This window comes from Pyxidicoccus sp. M6, assembly GCF_055568925.1.
Genome location: NZ_CM145714.1, coordinates 10322961 through 10341991 on the forward strand (window position 1 = coordinate 10322961; position 19031 = coordinate 10341991).

Annotated in this window: 7 protein-coding genes; 5 read left to right on the plus strand and 2 right to left on the minus strand. The window is 69.8% G+C overall.

What is annotated here, in order from left to right; genetic code table 11:
- Position 1: 1 nt before the first annotated feature.
- The 5 genes from ACVTJA_RS40575 to ACVTJA_RS40595 all read left to right on the plus strand — a co-directional run bounded on the left by ACVTJA_RS40575 (position 2) and on the right by ACVTJA_RS40595 (position 12521).
- Positions 2–1102, plus strand: a complete 1101-nt coding sequence (locus tag ACVTJA_RS40575) for a hypothetical protein (protein ID WP_465828558.1) — start codon at positions 2–4, stop codon at positions 1100–1102.
- A 6-nt stretch (positions 1103–1108) separates the two neighbouring features.
- Positions 1109–6139, plus strand: a complete 5031-nt coding sequence (locus ACVTJA_RS40580; RefSeq protein ID WP_465828559.1) for a hypothetical protein — start codon at positions 1109–1111, stop codon at positions 6137–6139.
- A gap of 73 nt (positions 6140–6212) precedes the next feature.
- Positions 6213–10814 (plus strand): hypothetical protein, encoded by a 4602-nt coding sequence (locus ACVTJA_RS40585; protein ID WP_465828560.1) that lies wholly within the window; start codon positions 6213–6215, stop codon positions 10812–10814.
- 31 nt (positions 10815–10845) lie between these two features.
- Positions 10846–12084 (plus strand): GNAT family N-acetyltransferase, encoded by a 1239-nt coding sequence (locus ACVTJA_RS40590; protein ID WP_465828562.1) that lies wholly within the window; start codon positions 10846–10848, stop codon positions 12082–12084.
- Positions 12066–12521, plus strand: a complete 456-nt coding sequence (locus tag ACVTJA_RS40595; protein WP_465828564.1) for a serine O-acetyltransferase — start codon at positions 12066–12068, stop codon at positions 12519–12521. Before ACVTJA_RS40590 ends, ACVTJA_RS40595 begins: the two co-directional genes overlap by 19 nt.
- 60 nt (positions 12522–12581) lie before the next feature.
- On the opposite strand, the gene ACVTJA_RS40600 is transcribed toward ACVTJA_RS40595, so the two are convergent.
- Positions 12582–13211: a hypothetical protein gene (locus ACVTJA_RS40600; protein WP_465828566.1), complete on the minus strand. Its 630-nt coding sequence runs from the start codon at positions 13209–13211 to the stop codon at positions 12582–12584.
- A gap of 9 nt (positions 13212–13220) precedes the next feature.
- Positions 13221–18317: an RHS repeat-associated core domain-containing protein gene (locus tag ACVTJA_RS40605; protein ID WP_465828568.1), complete on the minus strand. Its 5097-nt coding sequence runs from the start codon at positions 18315–18317 to the stop codon at positions 13221–13223.
- Between the last annotated feature and the right edge of the window lie 714 nt (positions 18318–19031).

The window sequence follows — 19031 nt, forward strand, 5'->3', positions numbered from 1 at the left end:
CATGTCCGAGCCTGCTCAGCCCTCCGCGCCGCAAGCCTCGCCCGGCGCATCGCGCACGCAACCGCTGCCGGAGGGCTCGCAGACGCGAACCCGACGCGAGGAGCCCGTGCGCGGCACGACGGGCCAGGATGAAGAAGCCGACGGCGCGGAGTCCGACGCGGACGTCGCTGAAACCTCCGCGAACGAAGCGGATGACTCCACCAGTCCGGTCCGCGCGACGAAGGGCTGCATCCCCGACGCGCGCTTCGCCGGGCTGTGGCCGAAGTTGTCCGCCGTGAAGTTCCACCCCACCACGCTGGAGGAGCGGGCCGCCTTCGCGAAGCTGATTCCCGCGCTCCTGAAGGCCGCGCCGGAGAAGGCGGCTCCGCCCGCCGGAGCGGAGAAGCTCGCCTCCTCCGTGGGCTTCCGCCTGGAGGTCTGGCAGGGGAAGCAGGACACCTTCTGGGTGCTGCGCGAGAAGCCCGAGCGCCTTCGCGGCGCGGGCGCCTACGTCATCCGCACCGGGCCCGCGACGGACGACGTCGTGCAGGTGCCGCACCCGTGGTTCGACAAGGGCACCGAGGGCATCGGCGTGGGCCTCTTCTCCTGCGCGCCCAGGGCGCTGCGTCCCCGCGTCTTCATGACGGCCACCACGCACCGCTACCACGGCAACCCGGGAGAGACGCCCGAGGACCCGGAGCATCCGGCCGACGTCGCGCACAACCCGGACCACCTCTTCCAGGAGGTGACGAATGAAGTGGCCCGCACGCTGGCCGCGCCGCGCGTGGTGCAGCTCCACGGCTTCGGCGCCGCGATGACGGACGCCAGGCGCCGGGAGAAGTCATTGGTTGCAGTGGTCAGCTCCGGCACGCGCGAGCCCACGACGTGGACGCGCCTGGTGACGAAGCGACTGGTGAAGTTGTGGGGCGAGGGAGTGCGCCTGTACCCGGAAGGGGCGCAGGTGCTGGGCGGGACGCAGAACGCCCAGGGTCGGCTGCTGCAGGCGTACGAATGCGCGCACTTCCTCCACCTCGAGTTGTCGGCCCAGGCGCGCAGGTCACTCTCCTCCGGAGAGCGGCTGGTGAAGCTGGGCCAGGTGTTGTTCGCACCCTTGGAGGACTGAGCGCCGATGTCTCCGCTTCGACGCCGCACACGACTCGTCTCGCTGGCAGTCCTGCTCGCCATGCTGCCCATGGCCGTGCTCGCCGCAGCTCCGTCGGAGACGCTCCGCTCCGTCGAGGGGCTGAGCTGGGAGGTGCGCCCGGTGCGCGCTCCCGTTCCCCCCGTCGACGTGCGCGCCGCCGCGCCGTATGTGCCGGACGGCGTGCCCCAGGTGACGGGCGCCGTGCAGGTGGGGCCCGAGCGTGGCGCCGCGCTGTGGCTCGGTCCGCTGGACGTGGCGCGCGTCACGGGCACGCCCGGCACGCTGCGCTTCGTGCGCGTGCCCGTGGCGACGGAAGCGCAGGGCCCTCACTTGAGACTGGAGGAGGAAGGCGTGCCGGAGAAGCCCGGCCGCTGGTACCTCGCCGAGCCGATGGGCCCGGGAAGCATCTGGGTGGTGACGGCCACGAAGCCCGGCCGCATCTGGGTGGAGCGCCCTCAGCCCTACGAGACGACGCACACCGACGAGGCCATGCGCGAGGCGCTGCTGCGCTGGGTGGACGGCCAGGGCCCGCGCCCGCCGCTGCCATTCCAGGCTTCACTGCGCACGCGGTTGGACTTGGACGCGGAGCTGGAGGCCACCCTCGCGGAAGGCGTGCCGGACGACGCGCCCCTGCGCACCGCCCTGCGAGACTGGCGCAAGGCCGCGGCGCTGCGCGAGTGGACCCAGGTATCGCCGCTGCGCGGCTCGAGCCTGCGCGTCTCCTGGCCCCGCCCGCCCGGCGCGGAGGTGTCGCTGGAGGGAATGAACGCGCCCTGGGTGCGTCCCGCGGAGGGCACCGGGAGCTGGGCCGTGGAGCTGGAAGGCCCCGGCGTGCTCGTGCTGGAGGTACGCCCGGTGCTGCAAGGCACGCAGACGCCGCCCATCGCGGTGGAGGTGCGCAGCGAGGGCGCGACGCTGGCGCTCGCCGACGTGGCACCGGAGCCGGCCTGGGTGGAGGGCGCGTCCGACGTGGCGCTGCCCGAGGACCGCCGTCCGCGCCTGCTGCCCTCGGGAGAGCGCGTGGGCACCGAGAACGAGGTACGCGTCGCACTGCGTCCGGGGAAGCACGCCTACCGCGTGCACTGGGACAGCAGCCACGTGCTGCTGCGCGCCCGCGTGGTGTCCCGCCGGCCGAAGCTGGGCGAGGCGCTGGCGAACGAGTCCACCTGGGTGGACCACGCGCGCAAGGCGTGGGACGCGGTGAAGGCGGATGCGTCTCCGCGCGCCGCGCTGCTGCGCCGTCAGCTCGTCGTGCTCGCGCCGGAGCTGGCCTCCGGCGATTCGAGCATCACCGCTGTCGACGACGTGAAGGACCTGTCTCCCCTCCTCCGCGCGCTGGTGGCGCTGGACGAGGCGAGTGGCGACCGGGTGCCGGAGGCGGTGGAAGCCCTCCGCGCGCTGGAAGGCAAGGCGGCCCCCACGCCGCTGGCCTGGCACCTGCGCCTGCGCGCGGCGCGGATGCTGCTGGACATGCGTCAGACGGACGAGGCGCACGCGCTGCTCGGCACCGCGCCGTCCTTCCCGGAGCCGGGCTGGCTCGCCGCCGAGGCCGCCGCGCTGGTGGCACGACTCCCCCTGGGAGACCCACTGCGCAGCCGCGAGCTGGCTGCGCTGGAGCTGGCCTGGCGCGCCGAGCCGCTCTCCGACGAGATTCGCCGCCGCTACCGCTCCGCGTGGTGGCGCGCGAGCCGCTGGTCGCGCGTCATGCCCACGCCGGAGGAGAACGCGCCGGCACTGCTGCCCACGCGCTGGCTGGACGTGCAGGCCCACGATGACGACGAGGGCACGCCCTCGAACGGTGCCCTCTGGCCACTGACGCCGGGCGCTACCGCCCACGTCCATGCCACCGGCCCCGCCGAAGCGCCGACGCTGCTGCGCGCGTACATCGTCTCATCGTCCCGCACGGCGAAGCCGATGGTGCTGCGCGTGGGCGAGCAGGCCTTCCCGCTACTGCCGCTGTCCACCGTGGAGCCCGTGGAGATTGCGCTGCCGCCCGGCGAGCATGCCGTGCGCCTTGAGGGCGGAGCCGATGCGAGCGCATACCTCTCGCTGCCGCCCGCCGAGACGCCGGCCACGGTGGCGGAGGTCGGCTACATCCGCACGCAGTGGCCGGTGCGCGCGGACAAGAAGGCAGTGCGCTTCCGCGTGCCGGACGCGAAGCTTCCCACGCCGGTGCGGCTCCAGCTTCGCGGGCTCGGGGACATCTCGAGGCCGGTGACGCTGCGTCTGCACACGGACGTGGGCCGGCCCCAGAAGTTGGTGTTGATGCCGGGCCGCTCCAACTCGCGGCACCACGCGCTCGAAGGCGCGGAGGGCACGTCCAGCACGCCGGTGTCCGCGGTGGTGGTGCTGCCGCCGCTGGCGCGCGAGGTGTGGTTCGAGGTGGAGGGCAACACCCCGCCGCTCGTCGCCTCGCTGTCGGTGCGCCGGGGCGCGACGGGCTCGCTGGACGCGGTGGCGCCGGCCGTGACGCTCGCGGGGACCTCGGCGATGGACACGCTGCTCACGCTGTCACGACGGCTGCGCGAGGCGCCGGAGGAAGCGGAGCCGCGGCTGGCTCGCGCGGAGTTGCTGCTTTCGCTCCAGGAGGACGTCTACGCCCGCGCGGACCTGGTGCCGCTGCTGAAGGACCAGCGCAAGCTGTCGCCGGAACAGTCGCGGCGGCTGCTCGCGTTGCTGGGCCGCCTGCAGGACGACGCACGTGAGGGCGTGCGCTTCAGCCAGGCCATCCACGCGCCCACGATGGTGTCCCCCGCGTACTCCGTGCTCCCGGGCGCGGAGCAGGAGGACCTCGCGGCGCGAGTGGCGAAGGCGCGCGAGGTGGGCACGAAGCGCGCGCTGGAGGCGCTGAGCTCCGAGGGCACGGGCACGGTGGCGAAGCGCTACCTCCGTGCGCGCTGGCTCGCGGCTTCCGGCCAGGATGAGGCGGCGGCGCTCGCGCTCGTCGCGCTGTACCGTGAGACCAACCTCCCGCAGGTGGGCTTGGAAGCCCTGGGGCTGCTGGAGCGGCTGGAGTCCTCGCCGAAGTCCTGGAGCGAGGGTGGTGCCCCGCTGGGCGCCGCGCTTGCCGCGCAGTTGGAAGGCTGGGCGGACCATCCACGCGTGCGGCACATGCGCGCGCTGGCGGGCCGATGGACGCATTGGGAGCGGCTGCGCGACGCGGAGCAGGCGGCGGGCCTGCTGGACGCACTCGCAGACGGTGACCCGGAGGAGCCGGGCACCGCGGACACGGTGCGCAAGGCGCTGCTGGCGCCGCCGTGGCCGCTGGAGCAGGGCCGGCTGCTGCCCTCGGGCCGCTCGCGCGTGCTGAGCCTGGACGTGCGCGAGCCGAGGCCGGTGGGTGCGCAGGTGTTGTGCGGCTCCACGCCTCGCGTGGGCGCGGACGGCCCCAGACCGCCGTGCACCTTCGCGCTGCGCGTGGACGGCCGCACCGTCATGGAGCAGCAGGTGGAGGACGGGAAGACAGCGCTGCTGACCTTCGTGCTGGGCGCGCGAGGCCGGCACCAGGTGGAGGTGCTGCACGGGCGCAACACGGCGCCGGCGCTCGGCCTTGTGCGCTTCGTGGACCCGTCCGTCTCGGGCGGACAGGCCGCGCCGCTGTCCTCGCAGCAGCCGCTGACGCTGCTGCGCAGCAAGCCGGGCACGCCGGTGGTGATGACGGTGCTCGGGCCGGGCGCGCTGCGCATCCAGGCGCGCGCCGTGTCGCCACATGCGGGGCGCCACGTGCTGCTCTCCAGCGTGGTGGTGCCCTCGGGCGAAGGCACGGGAGGCGCGGGCGCGCAGGGTTCGGAGGACGGCCCAACGGTGCGCCTGGGCCTGCCGGAGGACGCGGACCCGACGGTGAAGGGCCTCTCCGTCCCGGTGGGTCGCGCGGGTGAGACGTGGCTGCTGTTGCCCGGCAAGGGCCCGCACCAGGTGCGTCTGGAGTCGCCCGAGGGCGAGGCGTTGGTGCGCGTGGACCTGGGCGTGGCGGAGCCGCCGGACGCGGCGCAGGGGCGCTGGTGGGAGCAGGCGTCCTCCGGCCTCGAGCCACTGCCGTGGCCCGCGCTGCCGCCGCGCCTGTCGCTGCTGCCGGAGGGCGTGCCGCCCACGCAGCAGCCGCGCGGCCCGGGAATGATTTCGGCCGAGGTGGCCTTCCGCCGCGAGGAAGTCGAAGAGGGCGAATTGGTGGAGCGCCCGCTACGCTCGGGCCTGGATGTGCGCGTGGGCCTGCGCCGCGAGTTGGTGGAGGACCGCGCGTGGCTGCGCATCGAGCCGGAGGCGCGCTACCCGGTGGACCAGCCCACGGTGTTCGGCGCTCGCACTGGCCTCTACATAACGAAGCTGCCGCTCAGCCTGCGCCTCAACCTGCATGGCTCCTTCTTCACGCAGTCGGTGGAGGACACGCTGCGCTGGAGCGCGCGCGGATGGGCCTCGGTGGACCGGTGGGTGCGGTTGAGCCCGGACCTGGGGCTGGTGCCCGCCCTGGGGCTCGCGGTGGAGACGTCGCACGGCGGCTCGGCGGTGGACCCGGACCGGTATGACCAGAGCGTCTTCTGGCGCTACGGCGAGGACCACCCGAAGCGACTGCAGCCGAGGCTGACGCTGCGCTGGCAGCCCTTCCAGGACCACGTGGGCACGGTGGGGACGTTCGCCACCACCAACGCGGACCTGGGCACGCTGGACCACGCGGGCGGCGGCGCGAGGTGGGCGGCCCTGCTGGGCGGACCGCTGCGCGGCACGCGCGCGGAGCTGGGCTACGAGCTGACCCGGCGAATGCAGGACGAGCACCGCTCGCAGGCGTATCTGCGGCACCGATTGGCGGGCAGGTTGGATTGGAACGTGTGGGTGGGGAACGGCAGCCGGCTGATGCTCTTCGCGGAGGACCGGGCGCTGCTGTCAGACCCCTTCGGGTTGCAGAACGTGTTCTCCGTGGGGGCGCGCTGGGACTGGATGGGCGGCCGTGGCCTGCGGGACATCACTCCTCCCGAGGAGGAGTTCGAGGAGCTGCTCGATGCAGGACGTTCGCTCGACTGAAGTGTCCTCGTCCCAACGCGGTGGTGCCCTCCGGGAGCACCGTTCGGGGGCAGTGCATAGCTCTGCCCCCGACATGAGCCCGTCGTCTGATCCGCTGGAAGAGCTGCTGCTGGAGGCCCTCCCACCGTTGCACCGGCGCATCCGCCGCGCCGCCGTGGCCCGTCTCGCCCACCGACTCCGGGAGTCCTGCCCGCGCCCACACGACGGCGGAGATGGACATGCGCTCTGGCTGCGCGAGGCCGTGCAGACCCTCGTCTCCGAGGTGGCCGTGGTGGAGGCCGAGTCCGACGCCCTCACCCACCGCTACAACGAAGCCGTGGGAGGGGACGCGCGCCGCCGGGTCCTCGTCGAGCACATCACCCAGACGGTGAAGGACCGCAAGGAGCGCCGAGAGGATCTACGCGCGCTGGACCGCTGGATGGGCCTGGACGCGCTGCGAGAGCGACTGGAGCGCAAGCGGCACCAACTCCTTCAGGAAGAAGAGACGGCGCTGCGTTGTCTCGCGGGAGTATTGAGCCGGCTGGATGACGAGACGCGCCGCACGCACGCGGATGAGTTGCAGTCCCTCGCGAGCGAATTGCTGGAGCGCGCAGTGGGCGCCCCCCGCGCGCAGAACCGCCTGGCCGCGCTGGAGTGCTTCCACGCGTTGGCGCGTCAGGAGCCCGCGTCGGTGGCCTCGCTGACGGAGGCCGGCGCCACGCTTTCGAGCCTCGTGGGCCAGGAGGAAGCGAGCCCCTTCTTCCAGGCGGAGGCCCTGCGCGCGCTGCTGGTGACAGACCCGCTGGCGGGGCTCGCACTACTGCGCCAGCGGCTGCGCGGCCCCTACCCTTCCGCGAAGGACTTCCTCTTCCGGCGGCAAGCGCTGGAGCTCGCGACACCGCTGCTCCCCGCCGAACACCTGCTGCCACTGCTGACCGAGGTCGCCGCGCACGACCCGAGCGAGTTCGTCCGCATGGGCCTGTGCGGCCTCGTGGCGCCGCGCGTGGAAGGCCAGTTCCTGTTGCGGCAGCTCGCCGGACTGGATGGTGCCACGCAGACGCCGCGCGTACGCACCGCCGCGGTGCTCGCGGCCGTGGAGGCCGTGCGTCGGGAAGCGCCGGTGCAGGCCGCCACGCTCGCCCTGCTGGTGGACGTGCTGCGCGAGGACACCGACGCCCTGGTGCTGCGCGTGGCATGCGAGCAGTCCGCCGAATTGGCGGAGGCGCTCGGTCCGAGCCTCGGAGAGGCGCATACAAGACTGACGGATGCGGTGGCCGCGCTGCGGCTGCGCCCGGACACGGCGGGCCTCGTGCTGGAGACCGCCGCCAACGCCGAGCAGGTACTGCGCCGCACCGCGGACCCGGCGCGCGTCGCGTGGACGCGCTACCTGGCTCAACGCGTGGAGAAGCTGCGCCCCGGCGGCCGCACCAAGGTGACGTTGGAGCCGCTGCCGGACGGACTGCCGCCACTGCCCGAGGAGCCCGCGTGGCTGGGCGCCATCCTCGCGGACCTCTCTCGTGACGGGTACGGCCTCTACGCGGAGCGCTCCGAGCGCACGCTGACGCTGTGGCAGGGGGACCGGCAGAAGCGCCGGCTGTGGCGCATCCTCCACGAGCTGCGCACGCCCTCGCCCAACAAGCGCCAGGCCTTCCAGCACACCATCGGCCGGACGATGCCGGGCACGCTGCGAGCGCACCCGGGACACCTCGACGAAATCACCGAGACGGTGGTCCCCGGCGAGCGCGTCCACGTCGCGAGCCAGGGCGGATGGGGCCGTCATCTGCCCACCGTGGATGACCTGCTGGACCTGCCACTCAAGGCCAACGGCAAGGTGCACCTGTTCAGCAGCCACGGCACCACGGTGCTGGTGCCTCCGCCCTCGCTGGCGCGGCGGCTGCGCAACCGGCTGCGAATCACGCGCGAGTACCGCCAGCTCTCGGCGCTGCGACTCACCTCGCTTCAAGGCGAGGAGCCGCGCGAGCGCCGCCGCTTCATCGAGCACGTGGAGAAGGACCTCGGCGTGCTGGTGCACTTCACGCCGTACGAGGAGCAGGCCTCCGTGCCCGGCCCGCTGTCCACGCTCTTCGGAGACCCGGATGCACGCCAGGGCCCACGCCTGCACTCGCCCGCGCTGATGGGCCTGGAGAGCGGCCTCTTCGCGCTGCTCACCGAGCGCATCATGGAGAGCGAGGGCTATTTCCTCACCAACGGCGGCAACGGCATCGCCGCGCTCGGCATCTTCACGGCGGCGCTCTTCACGGTGTTCCTGGGCGAGACGTACGTGAAGCGGCAGCGGGTGCGGAAGGCACGCGCGCAGGTGCCGCTGTGCATCGGCGGCTGGGGCACACGCGGCAAGTCCGGCACCGAGCGCCTGAAGGCGGCCCTCTTCACCGGCCTGGGCTTCGACGTCTTCGCGAAGACGACGGGCTCGGAGGCGATGTTCGTGCACTCCGCGCCGGGCGGAGCGCCGACGGAGTTCTTCATCTTCCGCCCCTACGACAAGGCCACCATCTGGGAGCAGAAGGACATGGTGGAGCTGGGCGCGCGCCTGGGCACCGAGGTCTTCCTCTGGGAGTGCATGGCGCTGCAGCCCAACTTCGTTGAGTTGCTGCAGAACGACTGGATGAAGGACGACGTGGCCACGCTGACCAACGCGTACCCGGACCACGAGGACATCCAGGGCCCGGCCGGTATGGACGTGGCGACCGTCATCACGAAGTTCATGCCGAAGGGCGGCCGGGTGGTGACGACGGAGGACCACTTCCTGCCCCTCTTCCAGCGGGCCGCGAAGGACGGCGGCACGGCGCTGCACCACAGCGCGTGGTGGGAGGCGGAGCTGATTCCGGAGGAACTGCTCGCGCTGTTCCCCTACCGCGAGCACCCGCGCAACATGGCCCTGGTGGCCACGCTGGGAGAGCAGCTCGGCGTCCCGCGCTCGTACGCGCTGGCCCTCATGGCCGAGCACGTCCAGCCGGAGATTGGCGTGCTCAAGGTGTTCCCCACCGCGAAGGTGCGCGGCCGGAAGCTGACCTTCATCAACGGCCACTCGGCCAACGAGCGCACGGGTTTCCTCAACAACTGGGTCCGCACCGGGCTGGACGCGGTGGAGCCGGAGACGCAGCCGGACCGCGCCGTCATCACCGTCATCAACAACCGGTGGGACCGCGTGTCGCGCTCGGAAGTCTTCGCCCGCATCATGGTGGAGGACGCGGCGGCGGACCGGCACGTCCTCATCGGCACCAACCTGGAGGGCCTCCAGAAGTACGTGCGTGACGCGCTGGAGCGCTATCTCCAGCGCACGGAAGTCGTCGCGGCGGAGGACCTCGTCGACGGAGCGGACACGAGCCGCCCCGAGGCCCGCCTGACGCGCGAGATGGCGCGGCTGAAGATTCCGCGCCCCACGTTCCAGGCCTTCTTCGAGCGCCTGAAGCTGTACGCCGCGGGAGCGGGACTCACCGCCGTGCGCACGCCGGAGTTGGCGGCCGCGGTGGAGTCCGCGCTGGGCACGGCGGACGAGCACGTGGCGGTGGGCAAGGTGCGCTCGAAGCTCGAGCGCGAGGTGGGCCCGCTACTGGAGGCGGCGCTGCACGAGACGCCGGTGCGCGAGGATGCCTCGCTGCCGGAGGTGCTCACACCCGCGACGAGGGACGAGGTGTGCGAGCACGCGCTCTACACGCTGGCACGGCTGGTGGTGCACGCGAGGCTGCGGCACGCACTGCCCCGGGCGGGCGTGGACGCGAGCGAGGTGGCGGCATTCCACCGGAAGTTCCGCGACGCGCACCGCGACTTGTTCCTGGAGCAAATCGTCCCGGTGGATGACGCGGGAGCGACGGGCGACCAGGTCATCGACGCATGCGCACGGGCCGTCCCGCCGGGGCTGAGCGTGAGCATCATGGGCGCGCAGAACATCAAGGGCACGGGCCTGGACTGGGTGTACCGGTGGATGGCGCTGGACAGGGTGGGCGCGGCGCTGGAGGCCCTGGGGAAGAGCTCGGCGGAGGCGCGGCGGCGTGCCCTGGAGTCGCTGGAGACGTTCGCGGACTCCGGACTGGTGGACTCCGGACTGGCCCGGGTGGCGCTACCGCGGCTGGCCCTGAGTGCCCAGACTCCCGAGGAGGCCGAGCGGCTGCGGAGACTCGCCGAGAAGGCGCGGGCCACGCACGAGGCGAAGCTGGCCGCGCTGAAGCACACGGGGACTTCGACCTTCATGCAGTCCGTCACGCGCAAGGTGGAGAAGGTGTTCGACTACCTGGACAGCGTGCAGCGGCGTCGGCTCAGTGAATTGCTGCTGGAGGACCTGGTGGCGGGCCGCGTGTCGCACGCGAGGGCGGCGCTGGAGACGCGCAGACTTTACGAGCGGCAGAAGGGCGGCTGGCTGTTCGCGGGCTTCGGCGGGGCGAAGACAGAAGAGGCCCCTGCTCTCCCGGCGCCGGCGCCAACGCGGCCCGAGGTGGCGGAGCCGGTGGCCGCGCAGCCGCTGCGAGAGGTGTTCGAGGAGGCATTGGAGGCGAAGCGCGACGACGTGGCGGTGCCGGTGCCCCGGCCCGCGCCCGGCGCGAACAATCCGGTGGTGGCGGCGCCCAGGTCCCCGTTGGAGGGGGGCCACGCAAAGCCTCACGACGAGCGGGAGCCCGCGACCCAGGAGACGCAAGTGACACGTGCGCCGGTGGACGACGCGGGCGACCCGGCGAGCTAGCGGCGTCGTGACCACCCGAGGAGGGGATTCGATGGAGGAGCTTCCCACCCCGGATGCTCCCGGCATCGCGCGAGTGCCACCGGGCAAACGCGCCGGAGCCGGAGCAGGAGCACCGGGGCACAACGAGACGACGCCGGGGGCCCGGAAGCGCGCGCTGTTCTACGCGCGCCGGGCCCTGCACGTGAACGAGGTGAAGGACCTCGCCGCGTTCGACGCGCTGGAGGAGGAGTGGAACGACCTGGTGGTGCGCACGGACGACCAGGTCTTCTACCGTCACGAGTTCCTCCGCTGCTGGCTGCGCCACTTCGCGCCGGAGGGCCGCTTGCGCATCCTGACGGGGCGCGACGCGGAGGGCCGGCTGGTGGCGGTGCTACCGCTGCGGGCCCAGCACGGGCGTCAGTACGGCATGCCGGTGCGGCAGTTGCTGTCGCTGACGAACAAGCACTCGTGCCGCTTCGATTTGCTCGCGGAGGACCCGCGCCGGGCGGGCACGGCGTTCCTCGCGCACCTGATGAAGGACCCGAGCTGGGACGTGCTGCGGCTGGCGGACGTGCCGGAGGGCGGCGCGGCCTTCGCGGTGCTCGATGCGGCGCGCCGGGTGGGGATGCCCTGCGGGACATGGGAGAGCGCGCGCTCGCCGTACGCGCTGCTGCCGGACTCAGTGGACGCGTGGCAGGAGGAGCGCGGACGGAGGTCCAAGCCGCTGCGGCGTCGGAGGCGACGGCTGGAGGAGCGCGGCCGGGTGACGCTGGAGCGGGTGACGGGCGGAGAGCGGCTGGCGGAGCGGCTCGCGGAAGGCTTCGCGCTGGAGCGCAGCGGCTGGAAGGCGCGGCGCGGGACGGCGATTGCGCAGAGCCAGAAGCGGATGGCTTTCTACTCGGACCTGGCGGGCGTGGCGGCGAAGGCCGGCTGGCTGGGGCTGTACTACCTGCGGCTGGGAACCCAGGCCATCGCGTTCCAGTACGGGCTGGAGTACGGCGGCCGCTACCTGGCCATGAAGCCGGGCTACGACGAGCGGTTCGCGGAGGTGAGCCCCGGGCAATTGCTGACGGAGGGGCTCATCCAGGACTGCATCGGCCGTGAAGTGATGGAGCTGGATTTGTTGGGCGACGACGCGCCCTTCAAGCGCGAGTGGACGGACACGGTGCGTCCGCATCACTGGCTGTTCATCTACCGCAATTCCTTGCGAGGCCGGGCGCTGTACCGGGCGAAGTTCCGCTGGGCCCCCGTGGCCCGGAGAATGGTGAAGAAATGGGTCCGACGGCGCTGACCTTCTATTGGGCCGCGAAGCGGTTGAAGACGTGGGGAGTGCCGGTGCTGCCGGAAGTGGTGGCGGCGGTGGGCACGCGCATGCACCAGTGTCACGTGGACCTGGAGGCACGGCTGCACGTCAGCGTGGAACTGGGCTACGGCGGCATGGGCGTGGTGGTGGCGCCCGGGGTTGAGATTGGAGAGGGCAGTTTCCTTTCACAGAACGTCAGCGTGGAACCGAGGCCCGGAATGGCCGGTGTGCCGCGCATCGGTCGCAATGTGTTCGTCGGTGTGGGCGCGCAGATTCTCGGCCCCGTCACGGTGGGAGACGGGGCGGTGATTGGGGCGAACGCGCTGGTGATGTCCGACGTGGCGCCCGGAGCGGTGGTGGCGGGCATTCCCGCGCGGCAGCTGAGACCCAGTGAACAGGCAACGAATCGAGACCGAGGGTGTTGAGCTACATCGTTGGTCAGGCGCGTCCGGTTCGCCCCCAAGACTGACGACGTCCTTCCGGACTCAACTACTGAGGCGCAGCAGTTCGTCAGCAACAACCAGCCAAGCCTTCTGATATTGCGACCGCCGCTGCGGATCAGAAATACGTCGCGCGACTGCACGCGCCATGGCCAGTCGCGTAGCTTCGGCAGAGGTTCCCTCTCTTTCCGATGACCAATTCTCGCGCTCCGCATCCTCTCGATGCCACTCACCCGGGTTTCGCTCCGCATCGTCGGCTTCAACCCAGGCAGCCACACACTCATGGAATGAGACCCACACCATGAGCACGAATTGAGGCACATCAAGTACTGATCGACCCGCGAGAACGAATTCCGAAAGCGCCTCTGAGACATGAGGACCAGCAGGCCCGCCCAATTGGATATCCTCCACCTCCTTCTTGAGCCTCTGCCGCGGCCAGCGTGGAAGCGCATCAGGCCCCGCATCCAGGTAGAACCTCACCCTTCGCATTTCTGCATCGGAAATCTCAGTAAGTACAAGTGCCCTTTCCAGACAATTTTTCAGACCTTCGAGAAGAGCGTGGGGAGGGAACAACGCAATAACTGCAAGAAACAATCGAGCCCTATCCACCGCCTCCCCTGTGGTGATGGAAAAACGCCATTCTTCCACTGCCTGGCGTGTGAGTTCCTTGCTCATTCGTTCCTCCTACACATCTTTACAGCGTCTCTCAAAGGACGGCCCCTGACAACACGGGCAACAAACGATGGAGCCGTAGCGATCCCCCTTACTGTCTCGGACATTGAAATGCTGTCCAACACCGGGGCACGGTCCGTCCGTCGTCGCCTTTGGCTTCTTCCGTTCTCCACCTGGAAACTGACACATGGCTTCATCCGCATCCTTGAAATTATAATCAAAGTCCCACTCCAAGTCCTCACACTTCATATACGAAGAGCCGGGGCCACAAATAAGCGAATCAATATCAGGCGTTCCCGCACCAGGCTCATTCATTGCCTCTGCGGCAGCCACTGTTGCTACAACCATTGTCCCTACTACGACCCCCCCCACCACCACGGCGACAATGACTCCGCCTCCGGGCGCACTCCCGATTGCGATATATGTGGTAGTACCAAACCCAACATCCAACAAGCCGTTGGGATCGTACCTACCAACGGGATTATTCGAAGCGTAACTGTAAGCAGCGACTGTGGAGTCATGACGCAATTGGTTGGCTGCAAAGCGAGGCCATTGCATCATCGGCTCTGGTTGAAGGTATCGACCCGTGCTCGGGTCGTAGTACCGGTTCCAGTTCTCGAACAAATCCGTCTCTGCATCGTAGTACTGGCCCGGGAACCGCAGTGGCGTCCAGAACGGCTGCGCCCCCGTCTGGAACCGCTGGTACTCACACGCCTGCACGGACACGCCACCGTACGGGTAGCTGGGCGCCTGTGAGCACGTCGCAGTGTTGCAGTCGAGCCCCCCCGTCGCCGTCGGACAGCAGTTGCTCGCATTCGAACTGAAGATGACGCCCACATAACCCGAACTGGACGCATCCACCCACGGCGTCACCTGGGGCCCCAGCAGTCGCCCGCCGATGGGCCCGGCCAAGGTCGCCCCCGCCGAATTTCGCACCACCGCGGAGTCCACCGGAGTACCCCCGTTGGACTCCGTGTCCACCATTCCAAACCAGACCCGATACCGAAGGCTCGTGGACGGATTCTGGCTGCTGTAGACGTTCTGCTGGCAGGACCCCACGGATGTCAGCTCGTTGTTGGCGTACGGGTGCGCCGTCCCCTTGACCACGGACATGCGATTGAGCTGACCGAATGGGTCATGCTCCCCAAACCCTGTGACGCGCCGGGAGGAGTCCAGCATCACGATGGGCATGCCAATGTGGTCCGTCACCGGGAAATACACACCGCATGCGGCCGCATCGCCATTGCGCGTACAGTCCGTCGAGGTGTCCGAGGCCCGGGTCCAATCCGCGCCTAACCGTCCACGCACCAGGGCCACGGGCCGCCCGTCCAGCCACACGTAGTCGTCCTCCACGTGGTAGGCAGCAGCGCCGGCGACGGTGTTGTTCCCCTGGTCGCTCAGCAGCAGGTGCGCCGTGTCGTAGAAGTACTCGTCGCGAGCCCCGGACGGGTACACCTTGGCGCGACGGCGCCCCAGGGCGTCGTAGTAGTAGTTGTAGGCTAGGCCATTGACAGTCGCCGCACGGAAGACCGTGTCGGTGGCCACCTCCGCCGTCGGCCCATAACTGAAAGCCAGCCAGGGCCGCATTGACGAAGTGGCGCTGACGCGCCCCAGGCGCTTCTCCAGCACCCGGCCATCCGCGTCGTAGGTGTACTCCTGCGCGGCGGCCGTGTCCGTCGAGTACACGCGCGTGAGCAACCTGTCGACAAGCGGCGGCGCCCCATACGTCAGCGTCGTCGAGCGAATCGAGTCCTCATCCTCCGAGGTCCGATTGCCACGGCCTGAGTAGCGATACACCCGTGAGGAATATGAGTTCCCTGGCTGGTTGAGCGCCCCTGCGCTCGTCAGACGAAGCGCCCCGTCATAGTAGAAGGACTCCTGCTTGGAGACGGTGGCGCCGAGGATGCACGTGTCCGTGGCCCACACCTGGTCTCTCGTCCACGTGTAGGTGCGCTTGAAGATGTCACCTGCCCCCTGTCCGGGGCTGAAGGCCCCCGCCGTGACGCGGAGCGAGCGAAGGCGTCCCGTCCCGTCCGACGAGGCCATGGAGGGAGGCGTGGCGGAGCACGCACTTGTCGACGAGGGAGCCGCGGAGCTGTTGTCGCCCAGCATGTACTCCACGCCACTCAGTCCGCCGGTGGTGGGATGGGCCAATTGGTAGCCCCGGAGCCCTCCATACGGCTCCCACACAACACCGCCCACCAGCCGGGTGGTGCTCCACGCAGTGCCGTCGAACAGCGATACATCGACAGCCGCAATCCTGTCCGCCGTGGCGCCCGTTCCGTAGACATACGTCACCGTGCGTCCGCGCGGGTAGCGCACCTGCCGGAGCGCGCCATTCGCGGTGTATTGATAGAGCGTATGCGGGCTGGCACTGGTGCAGGTCGTGGCACCCGTGCGAAGACGGATTTCACCGGAGACTTGCCCCGCCTCGTCATACTGGTACCAGGTGGTGCCGAAGGAGTCGACTCGAGCACGGAGGCGTCCCGCCGTGCGCAGCGGCTGGGGACAACTGGCATCCACCGTCCCCCAATTGTCATACCGCAGCGAGTAGAGCACCTCACGCCCTGAAGAAGGCTGCGTGTACAGGCGGGCCGCCTCCGTCAGACGAGCGAGCGCGTCATACTGGTACTCCACGGCCTCACCCGCCCGCCGCATGGCCTCCGTCTCCTTGAGGATGACATTGCCCGCAGCGTCGTACTGGTAACGCATGGGCCCTTCCGCCTGTGGCAACGACACCTCCACCACCTGGCCAAAGTCGTCATACGTGTACTGCGAAGCAGGTTGCGTGCAGCTCGAGCAAGCACTGGACGTGGAGCACCCCGTGCGCACCAGTGTCGTGTTCCCCTGCACGTCGTAGTCGAAGCAGCTCCGCTCGGCCGCGCCGTTCCAGTTCGCGTCCGCGGAGACGAGGCGGTTGGCCCTGTCATACGCGAAGCCGGCACATTGGGGGGCGGACGGCAACCCCGAAGTGCCGACACCACTGCAAAATGCCGGTGGCTGGTTGTATGGCAACCCGAGGCCAATGAGATTGTCAGCACCGTCAAAGAGACGCACCTGCGTGTAGCTCCCGGCGCCTTTCCCCCAAGTCTGCCAGGCGGGCCGCTTGTGCGCATCCGCCGCATACTGGACCACGCGCCGGACTTCCGGTCCGCTGGAAGTAGAGCTCAGGTAGCGCTCCTCGCGCACCGTGCCGTCCGGCCAGTACGTGTACTCCACCCGCTCGCTCCAGGTGGCAGCAGTGGCGTCCGCAGCCTTCGCCCTCCATTGCAACTGGTCCGTCAGCGTCCCACCCGTGCACGCCCCCGACGTCCCCGTGCGGTAGCAGGACACGTCGTAGTCACCATCCGGGTGCCGCACCCAGGCCAGCCGGTCATTGTCGTAGCCGTAGTACGTCGTCCCGCCGCTGCCGATACGCGAGGAGGCGAGGCGCGTCTCGTCGAAGGTGGAATAGGTGGTGACACCGTTGGCGTCCGTCACCTCCGTGGCATTGCCCCATGCGTCGTACTGCGCGTACGTCGTCACCAGCGGCGACGCCGTCGGGGTGGCGTACGTATACGTGGCCTTCAGGCGGTTGCGCTTCGGAGAATTCTCCGTCGACGGCCAGTAGTGGTACTGCGTCAGCGGGTAGTCGCTTCCCGTGCAGTCCGTGGCCGCCTCACTGGCCACCCCGCAGGGGCCATGGACCTCCAACATCCGGCCCAACGGGTCGACCTGCGACTCACCCGACGCGACGCGCACCGTGAAGTAGAACGTCCCGACGAAGCGCGGCTGCGTCGTCCACGTCCCGACGCCCGTGCGTACGCGCGTCCAGCCACTGCGGATGGTCGCCTTCATCCGGTTGGTGGCGGCCTCGTACTGGTACGCCGTACGCGCCCGCGCGCCCGTCCCGCCCAGCGTGCTCGGCTTCTCGGAGGCCGCCAGCAACCTCGTCCCCCCGGCACCATCCGTGTACTGGAAGTACTCCGTCTCCAGCGCGCCGGTGCCAGCCATGGAGCTTGCGCCCCTGGACTCGGCCACCTTCTCCGCTGGCATACCCGCGTCCGGCGTGGCGTAGGTGTAGACCTCCCAGTTGCCGCGCTTGTCCTTGCGCGCCTTCTCATACCCGGGCGAGGTCTCCGTCCCGCACGCCCACTCCACCTGCGTCGTTCCCGGTGAACAGGCCAAACTCTGCGAGCAGCTGTCCTCCGTGCGGTAGAGCCGCGGCTCGCCTTCGCCTCTCAGTGGCGCCAGGAACTCGAGCGTCCGAACCAGCGCGGCCCCGCCATCCTGACCGTTGCCACTGCCAGCGCTCACCACGGAAACGGTACGGCGCATGGGCACCGCACCGCAGCAGTTGGAGCCTGGCTGGCACTTTCCCCACTGGTCATAGCCCGCAATCGTGATGCTCTCTCCCGGCGCCGAAGAGGCGATGACGCCTCCATCCAACGACTGCGTGTGCACCACCTGCATGCCGTCCGACGAGGTCTGCACCAACTGGCTATTGCCATAGCTGTAGGACTCTGTCCGCGTCCCCCACAGCGCCTCGGCGATACGCCCGGGCCGCTCGGCCACCCCATCCGATGAATACGCATACTGGGCCGCCAGGAGCGCAGTCTGCCCGGAGGCCACGAGATTCACGCGGTCGATGACGCACTCGGTGCCACCACCGGCGGGCGACAGCGCGCGGTACTCGAAACCCAGCGTCAGCCCCGCGCTCTCGACGGTGGACAGGTACGGCACTCCCGAGCCGCTTCCCGGCCCTCCCGTGGGACAGGAGGCGGCAATCGCGGGCTGCGCATAGTTGAGACGCAGGCGCACCACGCCCGTGCGCGTCCGCACCTCGCTCAAGAAGTAGCGGTCGGGCTGCTGGCCACCGCTGGGGGTGAACGGAGCCTCGAAAGCGAGGGCGTCCCCCTCCTGCGCCTTGAGCAGGAAGCCCTGGGCCGTGCGCACCATTCGCTCCGGGATGCTGCTATTGGTGGCGTGCGGAAGGGCCGTGCAGGGCGTGCCCGTGCAGGGCTGGAAGTGAATCACGCCGCCAGCGGGCAGCCACACCGACCAGACATCGCTCTGCACCCGCACCAGAGACAGGTACTCATGCCACCACTCCACCGAGTTCGCGGCCAAGGGACTCGCACCAAACGGCTTGGGTGCGCCTTGCAGGGGGCTTCCTGTCGCCCACATGGCGGTGCTGGACGTGTAGTACCGCTTGAAGGTGAGCGCGCCCAACGAGCCCGGCACCTCTACGTCCGTCACGGGAACGATGCTGCTGCCGCCCAGGAGGTGGACCGGGTCTCCCACCATCGCGGGATTGCACTCGCACTTCCCTCCCGGACACGGGGGAGGCTCGGGATTGAACGGACTGGGCCCTCCACCGAATGGCCCACCCCCTCCAGCCACGCCACCGTCTCCAACGCCTCCGTCCGGCGTCGGCCCTCCTCCGCCCATTGGGATGCAGGTGTTGCTCTCCAGGTCGCACAACTCATAGAGGCCGCAGCACACCGTGCCGCAAGGCACCCGGCCCTCGGGACAGTTTTCGGGGAAAACGCAGCTCCCGCTCTCCTGGACGCAGTAGGTCCCCGGCGGGCAGCAGGCATGGCCTCCTCCACGAGGGCCACACCCATAAAAGCCCGGAGCACAACACCACGAGTTGGTGCAGACCTCGTTGCGAGCCGGACTGCAGCAAAAACCTTCGGGTGGCTGCGGGCCGCACGACACGTACCCATGGTCCTCGCACACATAGTCCTGTGCGCTCGAGACAAGTTCCTCGCCGTCCGCGGAGCTGGATTCGTTGCCAGCCAGGGCAACGAGCAGGGGTATCGAGAGGAGAAGAGCGGCCTT

Excerpts from the sequence above, each read along its gene's own strand:
- ACVTJA_RS40580 (WP_465828559.1), top strand. The coding sequence starts at position 1,109 with ATGTCTCCGCTTCGACGCCGCACACGACTCGTCTCGCTGGCAGTCCTG.
- ACVTJA_RS40585 (WP_465828560.1), top strand. The coding sequence starts at position 6,213 with ATGAGCCCGTCGTCTGATCCGCTGGAAGAGCTGCTGCTGGAGGCCCTC.
- ACVTJA_RS40575 (WP_465828558.1), top strand. The coding sequence starts at position 2 with ATGTCCGAGCCTGCTCAGCCCTCCGCGCCGCAAGCCTCGCCCGGCGCA.
- ACVTJA_RS40600 (WP_465828566.1), bottom strand. The coding sequence starts at position 13,211 with ATGAGCAAGGAACTCACACGCCAGGCAGTGGAAGAATGGCGTTTTTCC.
- ACVTJA_RS40595 (WP_465828564.1), top strand. The coding sequence starts at position 12,066 with ATGGGTCCGACGGCGCTGACCTTCTATTGGGCCGCGAAGCGGTTGAAG.
- ACVTJA_RS40590 (WP_465828562.1), top strand. The coding sequence starts at position 10,846 with ATGGAGGAGCTTCCCACCCCGGATGCTCCCGGCATCGCGCGAGTGCCA.